The sequence below is a fragment of the Cypionkella sp. PAMC25878 genome, assembly GCF_058135695.1.
Map to the genome: position 1 here is coordinate 89,427 of NZ_CM176871.1, position 14,549 is coordinate 103,975.

Annotated in this window: 14 protein-coding genes; 3 read left to right on the forward strand and 11 right to left on the reverse strand. The window is 61.6% G+C overall.

Annotated elements, in window-relative coordinates; translation table 11 throughout:
• Positions 1–23: 23 nt before the first annotated feature.
• Entirely contained in the window at positions 24–1,280 is a 1,257-nt protein-coding gene (locus ACS5RD_RS00465; protein ID WP_489929521.1) for an RsmB/NOP family class I SAM-dependent RNA methyltransferase, read from the forward strand.
• A 63-nt stretch (positions 1,281–1,343) separates the two neighbouring features.
• On the opposite strand, the gene ACS5RD_RS00470 is transcribed toward ACS5RD_RS00465, so the two are convergent.
• The 3 genes from ACS5RD_RS00470 to ACS5RD_RS00480 are packed head-to-tail and all read right to left on the reverse strand — an operon-like array spanning position 1,344 to position 4,156.
• Positions 1,344–2,114, reverse strand: a complete 771-nt coding sequence (locus ACS5RD_RS00470) for an SDR family NAD(P)-dependent oxidoreductase (RefSeq protein WP_489929522.1) — start codon at positions 2,112–2,114, stop codon at positions 1,344–1,346.
• Between the two features lie 9 nt (positions 2,115–2,123).
• The gene (locus ACS5RD_RS00475) at positions 2,124–2,873 is read right to left on the reverse strand and encodes a DUF1365 domain-containing protein (RefSeq protein ID WP_489929523.1); all 750 of its coding nucleotides are present in this window, start codon (positions 2,871–2,873) and stop codon (positions 2,124–2,126) included.
• Complete coding sequence (locus ACS5RD_RS00480) at positions 2,870–4,156, reverse strand: NAD(P)/FAD-dependent oxidoreductase (protein WP_489929524.1); 1,287 nt, start codon at positions 4,154–4,156, stop codon at positions 2,870–2,872. Before ACS5RD_RS00480 ends, ACS5RD_RS00475 begins: the two co-directional genes overlap by 4 nt.
• Positions 4,157–4,309: 153 nt before the next feature.
• Between ACS5RD_RS00480 and ACS5RD_RS00485 the strand changes: the two genes are divergently transcribed.
• Together ACS5RD_RS00485 and ACS5RD_RS00490 are read left to right on the forward strand one after the other, a co-directional pair.
• A complete protein-coding gene (locus tag ACS5RD_RS00485) occupies positions 4,310–4,888 on the forward strand; it encodes a sigma-70 family RNA polymerase sigma factor (protein WP_489931428.1) in 579 nt (192 codons plus the stop codon).
• A 9-nt stretch (positions 4,889–4,897) separates the two neighbouring features.
• Positions 4,898–5,542: a ChrR family anti-sigma-E factor gene (locus ACS5RD_RS00490; RefSeq protein WP_489929525.1), complete on the forward strand. Its 645-nt coding sequence runs from the start codon at positions 4,898–4,900 to the stop codon at positions 5,540–5,542.
• Positions 5,543–5,570: 28 nt separating this feature from the next.
• Here the strand turns inward: ACS5RD_RS00490 and ACS5RD_RS00495 are convergent, their stop codons facing one another.
• From ACS5RD_RS00495 to purH, 8 genes are all read right to left on the reverse strand, one after another.
• Entirely contained in the window at positions 5,571–6,089 is a 519-nt protein-coding gene (locus ACS5RD_RS00495) for a HutD/Ves family protein (protein ID WP_489929526.1), read from the reverse strand.
• Positions 6,086–7,261: a DNA recombination protein RmuC gene (locus ACS5RD_RS00500; protein WP_489929527.1), complete on the reverse strand. Its 1,176-nt coding sequence runs from the start codon at positions 7,259–7,261 to the stop codon at positions 6,086–6,088. The genes ACS5RD_RS00495 and ACS5RD_RS00500 overlap by 4 nt, the downstream gene beginning before the upstream one ends.
• Positions 7,258–9,093 (reverse strand): DNA mismatch repair endonuclease MutL, encoded by a 1,836-nt coding sequence (mutL, locus tag ACS5RD_RS00505; RefSeq protein WP_489929528.1) that lies wholly within the window; start codon positions 9,091–9,093, stop codon positions 7,258–7,260. The genes ACS5RD_RS00500 and mutL overlap by 4 nt, the downstream gene beginning before the upstream one ends.
• A gap of 44 nt (positions 9,094–9,137) precedes the next feature.
• Positions 9,138–10,442, reverse strand: coding sequence for a M16 family metallopeptidase (locus tag ACS5RD_RS00510; protein ID WP_489931429.1), 1,305 nt, complete (start codon positions 10,440–10,442; stop codon positions 9,138–9,140).
• An 8-nt stretch (positions 10,443–10,450) separates the two neighbouring features.
• Entirely contained in the window at positions 10,451–11,800 is a 1,350-nt protein-coding gene (locus tag ACS5RD_RS00515) for a M16 family metallopeptidase (protein WP_489929529.1), read from the reverse strand.
• Between the two features lie 77 nt (positions 11,801–11,877).
• Complete coding sequence (locus tag ACS5RD_RS00520) at positions 11,878–12,399, reverse strand: DUF3035 domain-containing protein (protein ID WP_054008324.1); 522 nt, start codon at positions 12,397–12,399, stop codon at positions 11,878–11,880.
• A 56-nt stretch (positions 12,400–12,455) separates the two neighbouring features.
• Entirely contained in the window at positions 12,456–12,953 is a 498-nt protein-coding gene (gene lspA / locus ACS5RD_RS00525) for a signal peptidase II (RefSeq protein ID WP_054008325.1), read from the reverse strand.
• 1 nt (position 12,954) lies between these two features.
• On the reverse strand, positions 12,955–14,541 hold the full coding sequence (purH, locus tag ACS5RD_RS00530; protein WP_489929530.1) for a bifunctional phosphoribosylaminoimidazolecarboxamide formyltransferase/IMP cyclohydrolase: 1,587 nt from the start codon (positions 14,539–14,541) through the stop codon (positions 12,955–12,957).
• Between the last annotated feature and the right edge of the window lie 8 nt (positions 14,542–14,549).

The window sequence follows — 14,549 nt, forward strand, 5'->3', positions numbered from 1 at the left end:
GACACATTCTCAAGAGGCAGCACATGGCAGAGGCAAACGCAGGCTTGGCAGCACGGGCCGCCACCTTGGCAATTCTGTCGGCGATTATGGAAGAAGGCCAGACCATGGCGGTCGTGCTGGCCAACAAGGCGGGGGCGCTGAAAGGCGTTGGCCCGCAAGACCGCGCCCGCGCCCAACGCCTTGCCCTGCAAGTCATCCGGCTGCTGGAACCGATTGATCGCCTGCTGGAACCGCACCTGCGCAAGGCCCCACCCTTGGCGGTGATGAACATCCTGCGGCTGGCCGTGACCGAGTTGCACGAGGGCACCGCCGCGCATGGCGTGGTCAACGCCGCTGTTGAACTGGCCCGCAAAGGCCAGAAAACCACCCATATGGCAGGGCTGATCAATGCGGTTTTGCGCAAAATCCCCGAAGGCGCCCCCCTAACTGGCCCCGCGCAGATGATGCCGCGCTGGCTGCGACAACCCCTCGTTCATGCCTACGGGCGCGAGGTCGTCACCGCGATTGAGGCCGTGCAAGCCAAAGCCCCGCCGCTGGACATCACCCCGCGCGGCCAAACCCTGCCGGAAGGCAACGCCCTGCCCACCGGGTCAATCCGCCTGACTGAGCCCGGCCAAGTCTCCACCCTCCCCGGTTTCGCTACTGGCGATTGGTGGGTGCAAGACGCCGCTGCCGCATTGGCGGCACCGCTGCTGGCCGCGAAGCCCGGCGAGAAGGTGCTTGATCTCTGCGCAGCGCCCGGCGGCAAAACCCTGCAACTTGCTGCCGCTGGTGCGCATGTCACCGCGTTGGATATTTCCGCGCCTCGGATGGAAAAGCTGCGCGAGAACCTCACGCGCACCCGCCTGCAAGCCAAACTGGTGGTCGCAGATGCCCTGCATTGGCAGCCTGAGCATCTGTTTGATGCGGTGCTCTTGGATGCCCCCTGTTCGGCCACCGGCACCATTCGCCGCCACCCCGAACTGCCGTTCCTGAAAGACGGCTCAGAACTCGCAGAACTCACCACCCTGCAAGCGGCGTTGATCGACCGCGCTTTGATGTTTCTCAAACCCGGCGGGCGGCTGGTGTTTTGCACCTGCTCGCTTTTGCCCGACGAGGGTGAGGTGCAACTGACCGCCGCCCTTTCCCGCCATCCCGGCCTCACTGTGCAAATCCCAGCGCTGCCCGGCCTTGATCCAGCTTGGATCACCCCGGAAGGTGGCCTGCGGCTGCGCCCCGATTATTGGGCCGAAATCGGCGGCATGGATGGATTTTTCATGGCTGTTTTGACGCGCAGCTAGCACGTGTCCACGCGTGGACAAGGAGTGTACTATATATATTTCAATGGGTTAAGGTAACCACATTCATCTTTCCTTAACCCTTGCCTCCGGCGGCTTGCGTGATTTTATCGAGGCAAAGACGCGGTAATACAGCCAATCCGGCAAAAACTGACTGCCCCGGAACAGCAATGAAAACACAGTCGGAAAACTGGCTTTGAACCGCCGCGATTTCATCAACGCCAGCATCTCTGCCGCTGCCTGTTCCGGCTCCATCAAAAACGGCATAGAAAACTCATTCTTCGCGGTCAACCTTGTGCGGATAAAGCCGGGATTGGCCAGCTGCACCCTTACCCCAGTGCCGCGCAAGTCTGCATAAAGGCTTTCGGCCAAAGCCATCACCCCGGCCTTGCTGGCTGCATATCCGAGCGCCCCCGGCAGCCCCCGAAACCCCGACAAAGACCCCGTGATCACCAGATGCCCGGCTCCGCGCGCCACCATGGCGGGCAGAACCGCGCCGACAACCCGCGCGCAGCCGGTGAAATTCACATCACACATCGCCTCCAACTGCGCCGCATCCACTCCATGTGCAGTCATCGGCCAATACACCCCGGCGAGAAACACCACGCCATCCAGCACGCCAATCTGCGCCACCGCCGCCGATATAGAAGCCGCATCCGCAACATCCACCACCACGGCAGAAGCCCGGGGCACCTTGCCGCAAGCCTCGGCCAGCCGTGCAGGATCGCGCGCCGACAAGATCACCTTCGCGCCTTCCGCCGCCAAAGCCTGCGCCAGTGCTAGGCCGAGACCCTCACTCGCCCCGACCAGCCAATAGCGTTTGCCCGCGAAATGCACCGCCATCCCCTAGCGTGAAATTTCGTCGTGCGGCGGCACAGGCGGGCTGCGGTATAGCGCGCCTTTCCACCACAGCTTCAACGCTTGCCAATGGATCAAGGCGAGCACCCGGCGCGATCCAAACGGGCGGCGCAGACAGGCTCGCAGAATCGCGGCATTGGTCAGCGGCACGCGCGGGCCGGTCAGGGTAGCGATCAGACCAGCCTCACCGACGCTGTAGTCAATCCAGATACCGATCTTGTCGGCGCTGATATCAAAGCGAAAACGATAGCTGCCCTCCACCGGCTGAAACGGCGAGACGTGGAAGATTTTCTGCGCCGTGACGGTATCATCGCGGGTCAAGGGGGCGAGATCTTCGCGGTGGCACAGATAACAATGGCGCTGACCGAAGGTGTTGGAGACCTCGGCAATCACCACCCGCAAGCCTTTCGCATCGCTGCATAACCAAAAGGAGACCGGGTTGAAAACATGACCCAACACACGCGGCTGGGCGAACAGCAGAATCTCAGACGCCATTGGCAGGCCTTGCTCGGCCAGCACTTGCCGCACCCATGCCACCCCGCGCCCTTGTTTGGGCGGCCCGCCGTGATCGGTATCATGTAACGCGGTCAAATTGCCGCGATTGCGCGAGAACAAGGCAGGCCCGCGCGCAGTTTCCGGGTTCAGCAGCAGATAATCGACGCGGTAATTGAAGCGGTTTCCAACGCCGCCGCGCCGCCCGTGAAAAGTGGTGCCTGCGATGTAATCGACATCGTTCATTCGGTCCGCACCTGTACGCGCATCGCCTCGACCACATCGACGGCGCTGGCAAAGCCGTCTTCGTGGAAGCCGTGGCGCATCCACGCGCCACAATACCATGTATTTAGTTGGCCATTCATCGCTTTGATCTGCTTTTGCGCGTTTAGGGCAGCGTGATCATAGACCGGATGGCGGAAAGTGACCTGATCATAGATCAATTCCTGCCGTATCGGTTGGTTGGCATTCAGCGTCACAAACAGCGGATCGTCCTGCGGGATCGGTTGCAGTGAGTTCATCCAATAGGTCAGGTCGATCTTGTCCGAACGGGGGCCTTTGGGTTCGGTATAGACCCAACTGGACCAGCATTTGCGCAAAGCTGGCATCAGGCTGGCATCGGCGTGCAAAGTGGCTTGATTGGGCTGGTAGCGCACGGCGGAAAGCGCTGCGGTTTCGGTTGGGGTTGGATCGGAGAGCAGGCGCAGCGAATCGTCGGAATGGGTGGCGAGGATCAAATCGTCAAACAGCTCCCACTCACCGCCCTGCGCGCGTACCAGCACGCCGTCGGGCAGGCGTTTGATCCCCGCGATCGGGGTGGACAGGCGGAGTTCGACGCCATGGCGTTGCAGATGGTCCGAGAGGCGGCTGACGTATTGGACAGAGCCACCCTGCACGGTAAACCATTGGTGTTGGTTAGAGATTTGCATCAATGCGTGGTTTTGGAAGAACGAGATTAGGGCTTGGGCTGGGAAGTCGAGAATGTCTTGCGGCGGGGTGGACCAGATCGCACCTGACAGCGGCAGGATGTAGTAATCGCGGAAATAGGGGCCGGTGCGCAGGGTTTGCAGCAGCTCGGCGATGGTCAGATCGGGGTTTTGGGCAAGAGCGCCTGCGTGTTTGTTGAAATGGGTGATGTCACGGCACATGCGCAGGAAGGCAGGGCGCAGCAGGTTTCGACGCTGCGCAAACAGGCTGTCGAGATCGCGCAGGGCGTATTGCAGCCGACCGCCGTTGATCGAGGCGCCGAAGCTCATGTTGCTGGGGGCTATCGGGACGTTGAGGCTTTCGAAAAGCTTCACAAGATGCGGATAGTTCACCTTGTTGAACACGATAAAGCCAGTATCAACCGCTTGATCGCCGCGCCTTCCAGCAAGAACGGTGCGGGCATGGCCGCCCAAACGCGGCGCGGCCTCAAACAGCACCACGGCATTGTCAGGGGCAAGCTGATGCGCCGCGGCCATGCCAGAGATGCCGCCGCCGACAATGGCAATCCGGCGAGGGGCTTGGGCAAAGGTCTCGAAGGGCATGTGCAGTCCTGTCGTGGTGTCTAAACTGATACGCAGATGAGCGGGGGGTGGATCATCTTTTATTGTGATCCAGATGCACGGGGCTTGCGTAAACGTTTCATGTTGCTTGACCTTGCCCTCCACGCGCCCATCTATGGGCCTATACTGCCGCCGATGCGGGTGGGGCGGCGTGGAGTGGGCAAAAGCGTGACGGAAGCGAAGGGCGAGGTCGACTTTACGGCGCTGATGCTGGCCGTGCGGGATCGTCAGGACCGGGCGGCCTTTGCGGCGCTGTTTCAGCATTTCGCGCCAAGGGTGAAGGGGTTCTTGATGAAATCCGGCACCGATGCGGCTTTGGCGGAAGATTGCGCGCAGGATGTGATGGCGGTGCTGTGGCAGAAGGCTGTGCAATATGATCCGGCGCGGGCAAGCGTGGCGACATGGGTGTTCACCATCGCACGCAACCGCCGCATTGATGTCGCCCGCAAGGCGCGCAGGCCGGAGCCTGAGGCGTTGGATTGGGGGCCAGAGACGGAGCCCGATCAGGCAGATATCTATGAAGCCGGGCAAGAAACCGCGCGACTGGTGGCGGCGATGGCCGATCTGCCGGAAAAGCAGCGCGCACTGATCCAGCGGGCGTATTTCGGTGAGTTATCCCATTCGGAAATCGCAGCCGAGACCGGTCTGCCGTTGGGCACGATCAAATCCCGGATCCGGCTGGCGCTGGACCGTCTGCGCCAGAGCATGAGTTGAGGCATTGACATGAGTATCCGGCATCATCTGTCTGACCCGTTATTGATCGCCTATGCGGCTGGGAATTTGCCCGAAGCGTTTGGGCTGGTTGTGGCCACGCATGTCTCGATGTGTGACGCCTGCCGCGCACAGTTGGCGGTGTTTGAGGCTGTGGGCGGGGCGGTGATGTATGGTGAAGTGGTGGCGATGGCGGATAGGGCGCTAGAGGCTGCGATGGCGCGGCTGGGTGCGCCCGAGGCTGCTAAGCCATTGGCGCGGCCCAAGTTAAAACAGAACGAACTTCCGGCTCCGTTGCAGGACTACGTCGGCGGCGGTCTTGCCGCGGTGAAATGGCGCAGTTTGGGGATGGGGGTGCGGCAAGCGATTTTGCCGACCGCCAAGGGCGCGACGGCGCGACTTTTGTACATCCCGGCAGGGCAAGCGGTGCCGGATCACGGCCATCGCGGTACCGAGTTAACGTTGGTTTTGCGCGGCGCGTTTCGCGATGCCACAGATCGCTTCGGGCCGGGGGATGTTGAGATTGCGACCGAAGAGTTGGAGCATACCCCGGTGGCTGAGGCCGGGGAGGCCTGCATATGTCTGGCTGCAACCGATGCGCCGCTGCGGTTCAGCGCGTTGATCCCAAGGTTGTTGCAGCCGTTGTTTCGGATTTAAGCGCAGCCAGCGGTGGGCTGCACCCACCCTACCGATACAGCCTGACCGTGATCATCTGGCCGCTGAGCGTTACAGGTTCGTCTGTCAGGATCAATTCATCACAGTTCAGAGCGATGCCATTCACCCTACTGGGCACGAGGGCAAAAATCGCCAACATATCACCGCCGCGCAACTGCACAGCACCTGTGATCACGGCCACGTCGGGGCGTGGCAGGCTGCGAGCAGTCATCACGTTGAAATCGTCGCTAGCGGCGCTGACGGCTTCGGCCCGAATGGGAGTGTCGCCTGCGAAGGCCACGGGCGCAAGCGGTTTGGCGTTCAGGTGCAGGCCGTCGCCGATGAGGTCGAAACCGGGGCCGGTGATCACGGTCAGGTTGCGTTCGATGCCGGGGAAGATTGAAAAATCACCGTTCTCCACCACCGAGGCGCGCGACAAACGCCAGAGCAGATGGCCGTTATCGTCAAGCTTCAGCATTTCAACCGTCACACCTTTGCCGTTGGCCCAAGGCATCTTGCGGTAATCGGCGGGGGTCAGGTGGCGGATCATTCTGCGGCTCGCGTCGGTGTTGTGGGGGCTGCCCGGATCGGCGTCGGCTCGTTACGCTCTAATTCTTCGAAATCGAAATTATCCAACCGCGCCGCACGTTTGCCCGCACGTTCTGCGGCGGTGGTGATGCCATCCAGATCGGCGCGGGCTTGGTGAAAATGCGTGGAAAGCTTGTCAACGCGCTCGACCACGATCTCCACATCTCGGTGCAACTGGCGCAACGTGGTGCGGATCGCGCCTGCCTGTTCGCGCATCCGGGCATCTTTCAGCACAGCGCGCATGGTGTTCAGCGTGGCCATGCAGGTGGTGGGCGAGACGATCCAGACCCTTGCGGTGAAGCCATCGCGCACGACTTCGGGGAAGTTGGCATGCAACTCGGCATAAACAGCTTCCGAGGGCAGGAACATCAGCGCGCCGTCGGCGGTTTCGCCGTCGAGGATGTATTTTTCCGAGATCGCCTTAATATGGACACGCACGGCGCTGCGCAGTTGCGCTTGGGCTTCCACGACCGCGCGAGGGTTGTCGGCGCGGCGCAGAGCCTCGTAGGCCTCCAAGGGAAACTTGGCGTCGATCACGATGGGACCGGGCGGATTGGGCAAGTGGATCAGGCAATCGGCGCGCTTGCCGTTCGAAAGCGTCGCCTGCATCGTATAGGCGTCCGAGGGCAGCGCCTTTTGCACGATGTCATTCAGCTGGATTTCACCGAACGCGCCGCGCGCTTGCTTGTTGGCAAGAATGTCTTGCAGGTTCAGCACGTTACCCGACAGCTTTTCGATATTGGCTTGGGCTTTGTCGATGGTCAGCAGGCGTTGTTGCAACTCACCCAAGCTGTGCGCGGTGCGGGTGGCGGTGCCGTGCAGGCTTTCCCCCATCGCGCGCTGCACCTCGGCGAGACGCTTTTCCATCAGTTGCAGCATCGCGGTTTGCGCGTTGGTTTGGTTCTCGCTGACATGATGCAGCCCACCTGCGAGGCGTTCTTGGCCATCGCCTAGGGCTTGCACACGTTGACCCAGCCAGCCCATTTCGCGCATCAAAGGGGCGGCCATGGTGGCGGAACGACCAGCCGCGCGCAGGATCAGGATGAGGAGGAGGGCAAGCGCCAGAACAGCCCCGCCGATCAGCAGGACTTCGGGGGCGTTCCACGCGTAGGTTTGGCCGAAAAGGGTGATCATCTGCGCCCGAAAAGCCTTTCGATATCGTGGAGTTTCAACTCCACATAGGTGGGGCGGCCATGGTTGCATTGGCCGGAATGCGGCGTCGCCTCCATCTCGCGCAGCAGGGCGTTCATCTCTTCGGCGCGCATTTGACGGCCAGATCGGATCGAGCCGTGGCAGGCCATGCGGGACAGGATCGCCTCCATCTTGGTTTGCAGGCTCTGGCTTTGGCCGAGGTCGGTGAGTTCATCGAGCACGTCGCGGAGCAGGGCGGCGGCGGAGGTATTGCCGAGGATGGCGGGGGTTTCCCGCACCGCGATGGCAGAGCCGCCAAAGGGTTCGATGGTGAGGCCGAGGGCGGTCAGGTCTTGGGCTATGTCGAGCAAGCGGGTGGCATCGGAGGGGGAAAGTTCAACAATTTCAGGGATCAGCAGGGCTTGCGCCTTTATGCCAGTCTCGACCATCTGGCGTTTCAGGCGCTCATAAACAAGGCGTTCATGGGCGGCGTGTTGGTCTACGATCACCATCCCCGTGGCGGTTTGGGCGATGATGTAGTTCTCATGCACCTGCGCGCGGGCGGCACCCAGCGGAGTGTTGATGGGGTCTTGCAGAACGGGTTCGATGCGGGCGGAGGGGGTTTCGGCGAAGCCTTGCGGATCAAAGCTTTGCGGTTCTGGGGCTTGATAGGCGTAAGCACGGCCTAGGCTCGCGGTGCTGGGGCGGTCCATTTGATAGATGCGCGGGTATTGCGACTGGGTTTCGGGGCGCATTGCGGCCAAGGTGGCGTCGGCGACGGTGGAGCTGGCGCGGTGGCCTGCGGTGGACAGGGCGGTGCGCAACCCGGTGATGATCAGACCGCGGGCGGCTTCGGGTTCGCGGAAACGCACTTCGGATTTGGCGGGGTGGACGTTGACGTCCACCCGCTCGGGGTCGCAGATCAGGTTGAGCACGGCGGCGGGATGGCGATCCCGGCTGAGAAAATCGTAATAGGCGACGCGGAGGGCACCAAGCAGGTTGCGGTCCAGCACCGGGCGGCCATTGACGCAGACGAACTGCTGCACCGAAGACCCGCGTGAATAGGTGGGCAGCGCGGCGTAACCGGTCAGGCGCAGGCCGTCGCGCTCGACATCGATTTTCAGGGCGTTGTCGATGAAATCTCGGCCCAATACATGGGCGAGGCGGCTGTGCAGGGCGTCGAAGAAATCGCCTGAGAGCGGGTCGGCGCGGAAGATCGTGCGGGGGGCATCGCCTTCGGCGATTTCCGTCAGGGTGAAGCCGACTTGCGGTTCTGCCATCGCAAGCCGTTTGATCACTTCAGCGATGGCTTGCGCCTCGGCGCGGTCGGTGCGCAGGAATTTCAGGCGAGCCGGGGTGGCGTAGAAAAGGTCGCGCAGCTCAACAGCGGTGCCACGGGAGGCTGCGGCGGGGCGGACTTCGGCTTGGCGACCGCCTGAGACGGTGAGGCTGGCACCGTCGTATCCCTCAGCGCGGGAGGTGAGGGTGAGGCGGCCTACGGAACCTAGGCTTGCAAGCGCCTCGCCCCGGAAGCCGAAGGAGCGGATGTTCAGCAAGTCAGAGCCGTCGATTTTCGAGGTGGCATGGCGGGCTATGGCAAGGGGAAGGTCGTCGGGCGTCATGCCGCAACCGTCATCGGTGACGCGGATCAGGACTTTGCCACCTGCGGAATATTCGACCGCGATGCGCTTAGCGCCTGCGTCTAAAGCGTTTTCGACCAGTTCTTTGACGGCAGAGGCCGGGCGTTCCACCACTTCTCCCGCGGCAATGCGGTTGATGGCGGCTTCATCCAAAGCGCGAATGATGGGGCGTATGTTGGGGGCATGCAGCGTCATGCCCCCAGTTCTAGCATCCTGTGGCGCAAACCTCCACAGATTCGCTATTCGTTCGCAACACCTGTCGGTTGGCCGACCGCGATGAAATGCAGATCATCGGGTTTGATCAGGCGGGCAGCGACGCGTTTGACATCTTCCAGCGTGACGGCTTCAACGCGGGTGTTGCGGGTTTTCGGATAATCGGGCGGCAGGCCGAGATCCTGCATCCCGACGAGGATGGAGGCAATCGTGTCGTTGCCGTCAAACCGCAAAGGATAGGCCCCGGTCATATAGGTTTTGGCGTTGGCCAATTCGTCTGCGGTGACGCCATCCTTGGCGACTTTCGCCCATTCTGCACGGATCACCTTGATCGCTTCGGCCACCTTTTCATTGCTGGCTTGGAACTGGCCCACCAGCACTTCGGCATGGTCATAGGCCGCCAAACTGGTGCCGATGCCATAGGTGAGGCCACGTTTTTCACGCACCTCGGTCATCAGGCGGGCAGAAAACCGACCGCCGCCGAGGATTTCGTTCAGCAGGCTGGCGGCGAAATAGTCGGGGTCGGAGAACTTCAAACCGCCTTGGCCGAAGATCACCATCGACTGTGGGCCGGGAAAGTCTTGCACGGTGATGCCGCCCTTGGTCTGCAACGTCGCCGGGCCGGGTTGCGGCGCACCTGTGGCGGGCAGGTCGGCAAGGAGTTTATCCAACAGAACACCCAGATCGGCGGCGGAAATATCGCCCGCTGCGGCGACGGTGATGCGGTCGCGGGCGATGGCATCTTTGAAGGCTTGCAGGATGTCATCCCGGGTCAGGGCGGTGACGGTTGCGATGGTGCCGGACCCGTCGGAGCCATAGGGATGGGTGCCAAAGCTGCGAGCGCGTTCCAGATTTCCAGCAATCGCACCGGGGTCTTTGGCATCCGACCGCAGGCCGGACAGCACCTGTTCACGCACCCGGTCCACCGCGTCTTGGTCAAAGCGCGGCTTGGTCAGGGCGTCATGCAGCAGGGCCGTCGCCTGATCTCGGTTCTCGGTCAGGAAATGGCTGGAGACGGAAACGCCATCTTGATCGCTGCTGAAATGAAAGCTGGCGGCAAGACCATCGCGGGCGGCGGCGAAACCTTGGCTGTCGAGATCACCCGCACCTTCTTCGATCAGCGCGGTCATCAGATTGACCGCGCCACGCTTGCCTGGTGCATCCAGGGAGGTGCCACCTTTGAAGCGAATCTCCAGCGCGGTAAACGGGATGCCGTGATCTTCCACCAACCAGGCCTTGATGCCACCCGGAGAGGTGACGGGCTGGATGTTGATTTCAGCGTGCAAGGGCGAGGCCAAAGCGAACAACACGGCCGCGGCACGCCAGATCATACGCGGGTTCATTGTGCAGCCTCCTTGGTGGTCAACCAGCCGGTCACGGCTTGGTCGCGGTTGAAGACCAGCTTGGCTGCGGCCATCACATCTTCGGGCGTCACAGCTTGCAGCACATCCGGCCAGTCCTGCACATCTTTGACCGAAAGCCCGACGGCGAGGGCCTCGCCATAGGTGCGGGCCAAGCCGCCTGCGTCGTCACGGGCATAGATCTGACCGGCGCGGATTTGGGTTTTGATGCGGGCGAAATCGTCGGAGTTGACGCCGTCTTTCATGAATTTCGCGATCACTCTGTCCATCGCGGCTTCGGCATCGGCGAGGCTGACACCCTCGGCAGGCACCACGACGAGGCCGAAGGTTTGCGGATCAACCGAAACACCATCGTAATAGGCCGAGGAATAGACGGCAGTTTGGGTGTCAAACTGCAAGGCCTTGGTCAGCACCGAGGTGGTGCCAGATCCGCCCAGAAGATCGGCCAGCACGGCCAAGGCAGCGGCTTGTTTCTGATCGCCGGGATTGCGCTCGGGGGCGAGATAGCTGCGCGCGACATAAGGTTGGGCGACACGCTCATCCGCCAGCACCAAACGACGCTCGGCCAGTTGCGGCGGTTCTTCGGGCCGGTGGCGCGGCTTTATTTTATCCGAAGGCGGCAGCGGACCGTAGTATTTCTTGGCCAAAGCCAACACGTCAGTTGGCTTCACATCGCCCGCGACGATCAGGATGGCGTTGTTGGGGGCATAGTAAGCGCGATAGAAGTTGATGGCGTCGTCGCGGGTCAGGCCGGCGATTTCAGCGCGCCAGCCGATCACCGGGATGCCATAGGGATGATTCAGATATTGTGCTGCGGACATTTGTTCTTGCAGCAGGCTGCCGGGATCAGAGTCGGTGCGCTGGCCGCGCTCTTCTAAAATGACCTGACGCTCGGTGGTCACGTCTTCTTCCGACATGTTCAGATTGACCATGCGATCGGATTCCATCTGCATCATCAGATCAAGCCGATCAGCGGCAACCCTCTGGAAGAAGGCGGTATAATCTTCTGTGGTGAAGGCATTGTCATCGCCGCCTTGCTTTTCGACCGTGGCCGAAAACTCACCCGTGGGAACCTTCGCGGTGCCTTTGAACATCAGATGTTCAAAGAAATGCGCGATGCCGGAATGACCTGCGACCTCATCAGCGCGGCCAATTTTATACCAGACCATCTGGGTGACAACCGGGGCACGGTGATCTTCAATCACCACCACCTGTAGGCCGTTATCTAGGGTGAAGCTGCTGACCGTGTCGGCACTTGCGGCCAGGGGCAGGTTGGGCAGCGACAGGGCGAAAAGGCCGAGCATAGCGCGGCCAAGGGGGCGAAACATCGCGGTCCTCCGTGGATTACAGGGCGCACGCTAACCGCAATGCCCGTCCGCCGAAAGCCGGGGCAACGGGGTTGTGATCACTCGCCTTTTTTCGGCGGCGGCGCGGAGGGCGTGCGCGCGCCTGCGGCCCGCCAGCGTGCCAGTTCGGCGTGCTGATCCAGCGACTGCTTGGCATAGGCCTTGTAATAGACGTTCAGGTTGAACAGGCGCTCCAGCGGGCGGCCATTGTTCTTTTTGCGGAACTCCAGATCTTCGGAGGCCAAAACCTGGCGGATACCGGGGGTCACGCCCTGCCGGGTGGCATAGTTGTACAGCCCCGCATCGCTGACGCCGCTGGTGGCCGGGGGTTTGCCACCCAAAGCTGTGATCGCATCATCTTGCGGATGTGGATCAGTCAGGTTGGCACCGCCCGGCGTGGGGGCGGGCAGATCGGCGAGCGAGGTCGGCAGTTCCAAGGCTTTCGGCGGCAGGATTGCAAATTCATCCGGGCCGTTGCTGTCAGACCGCAGGTTCATCAGATCAGGCGCTTTGTCGCTGCAGGCCGCAAGCGTCAACAACGCTGCGCCCGCGAACGCGAGAACCACCTTTGCTGATCGCATATTGCTGCCTCCACCAAGCCTTACCATCGTCGTCTTAGCCTATGATCCCGCCCGCGTCACGGGGTCTTTCGCCGCTTCGCGCGGGTTGGCTTGGCGGATTTGCCACCAAACACCACCAAACCCAAGGCGCCTGCGAAGATTGCGATGTCGGCGATGTTGAACGAATAGGGGTTTTCAAAGCCGCAGCAGGACATGGTCAGGAAATCGGCGACATAGCCATAGGCAATCCGGTCCACCACATTGCCCAAAGCGCCGCCGATCAGCAAGCCGCCCGCGATCATCGACCACCGCCCCGGACGTTCGCGCCGCAGCCAGATCAGTACCCAAGCTGAAATCGCAACCGCCACCGCAATCAGCACCCAGCGCATGAACTCGGCACTATTGGCGAACAAACCGAAATTTACGCCACGATTCTCGGCCCAGCGGAAATTCAGCAGCGGATCGAGCACCTCGATCTCCCCACGCTCGCGCAGGGAAAGCAGGCGGATCACGCCGATTTTGCTCAGCTGGTCCAGCAGAAAGACGATGATCGCGGTGAGGGAAAGCGCGCGCATCTTAGTGCCGGAAGTGCCGCTGATCGGTGAAGACCATCGCAAGACCCGCCGCATCGGCCGCCGCAATCACCTCATCGTCGCGCATGGAGCCGCCGGGTTGGATGATTGCCGTCGCCCCCGCCTCTGCCGCAGCCAGCAGGCCATCGGCAAACGGAAAGAACGCATCCGAGGCCACAACCGACCCCACGGTGGGGCTTTGTGGCAGGCTCAAAACATCGGCCATATCGCCCGCCTTGCGCGCGGCGATGCGGGTCGAATCAATCCGGCTCATCTGCCCTGCCCCCACACCCACGGTCGCGCCATCTTTCACATAGACGATGGCGTTCGACTTCACATGCTTGGCAACTTTCCATGCAAACATCAGATCGGCAAGCTCGGCCTCAGTTGGTGCGCGCTTTGTCACCACTTTCAGATCAGCGGCGGTGATGCTGTCGGTGTCGCGGTCTTGCACAAGGAAGCCCCCCGCGACTTGCTTGAACGCCAACGATTTCTCGGTGGGGTCCGGCAGGCCCTTGGTGGTCAGCAGGCGCAGGTTTTTCTTGCTGGCGAAGATCGCTTTCGCCTCATCAGACGCTCCCGGCGCAATCACCACCTCGGTGAAAATCTTGACGATCTCCTCAGCGGTTTCAGCATCCAAAGGCTGGTTCAGCGCCACGATACCGCCAAAGGCCGAGGTCTGATCGCAGGCATAAGCGCGCAAATAAGCCTCTTTCAGCGATGCCGCCTTGCCCACCCCACACGGATTGGCGTGCTTGATGATCGCACAGGCCGGACCCGCGCCCGCAAACTCGGCCACCAGTTCAAACGCCGCATCGGTGTCATTGATGTTGTTGTAGGACAGCTCTTTGCCCTGCCATTGCTTCGCCGTCGCCACGCCTTCGCGCTTCGAGCCATCAGTGTAAAACGCCGCCGCCTGATGCGGGTTCTCGCCATACCGCAAGCCCTGCGCCAGCACCCCGCCGAAGGATTTCGAGCGTGTGAACGGCTGGCCCAACTGCCCGGCAAGCCAGCCCGACACAGCGGTATCATAGACAGCAGTGCGAGAATAAGCCGCCAGTGCCAGCTTCTGCCGGAACGCCAAAGTTGTCGCCCCGTCATGTGCCTTCATCTGATCAATCAGGCCGGCATAATCGGCAGGATCGGTCACAACCGTCACAAAGCGGTGGTTCTTTGAGGCCGCGCGAATCATCGCAGGCCCGCCAATGTCGATATTCTCGATGCAGGTGTCGTAGTCAGCACCTTTGGCGACGGTTTCCTCAAACGGGTAAAGATTGACGATCAGCAGATCAATCGGCTCGATGCCATGCGCCGCCATCGCCAGCAGATGCTCGTCATCATCGCGCAGCGCCAACAGCGCGCCATGCACATTCGGGTGCAGGGTTTTGACGCGGCCATCCATCATCTCGGGAAACCCCGTGACATCAGAAACATCCCGCACCTTCAGCCCTGCGGTGCGCAACATGCCAGAGGTGCCACCTGTGGAAATCAACTCCACCCCCTGCGCGGCCAAAGCGCGGGCAAGGTCCAAAAGGCCAGATTTATCGGATACGGAAATCAGCGCGCGGCCGATGGGAACAAGATTGGTCATGGCAGCCC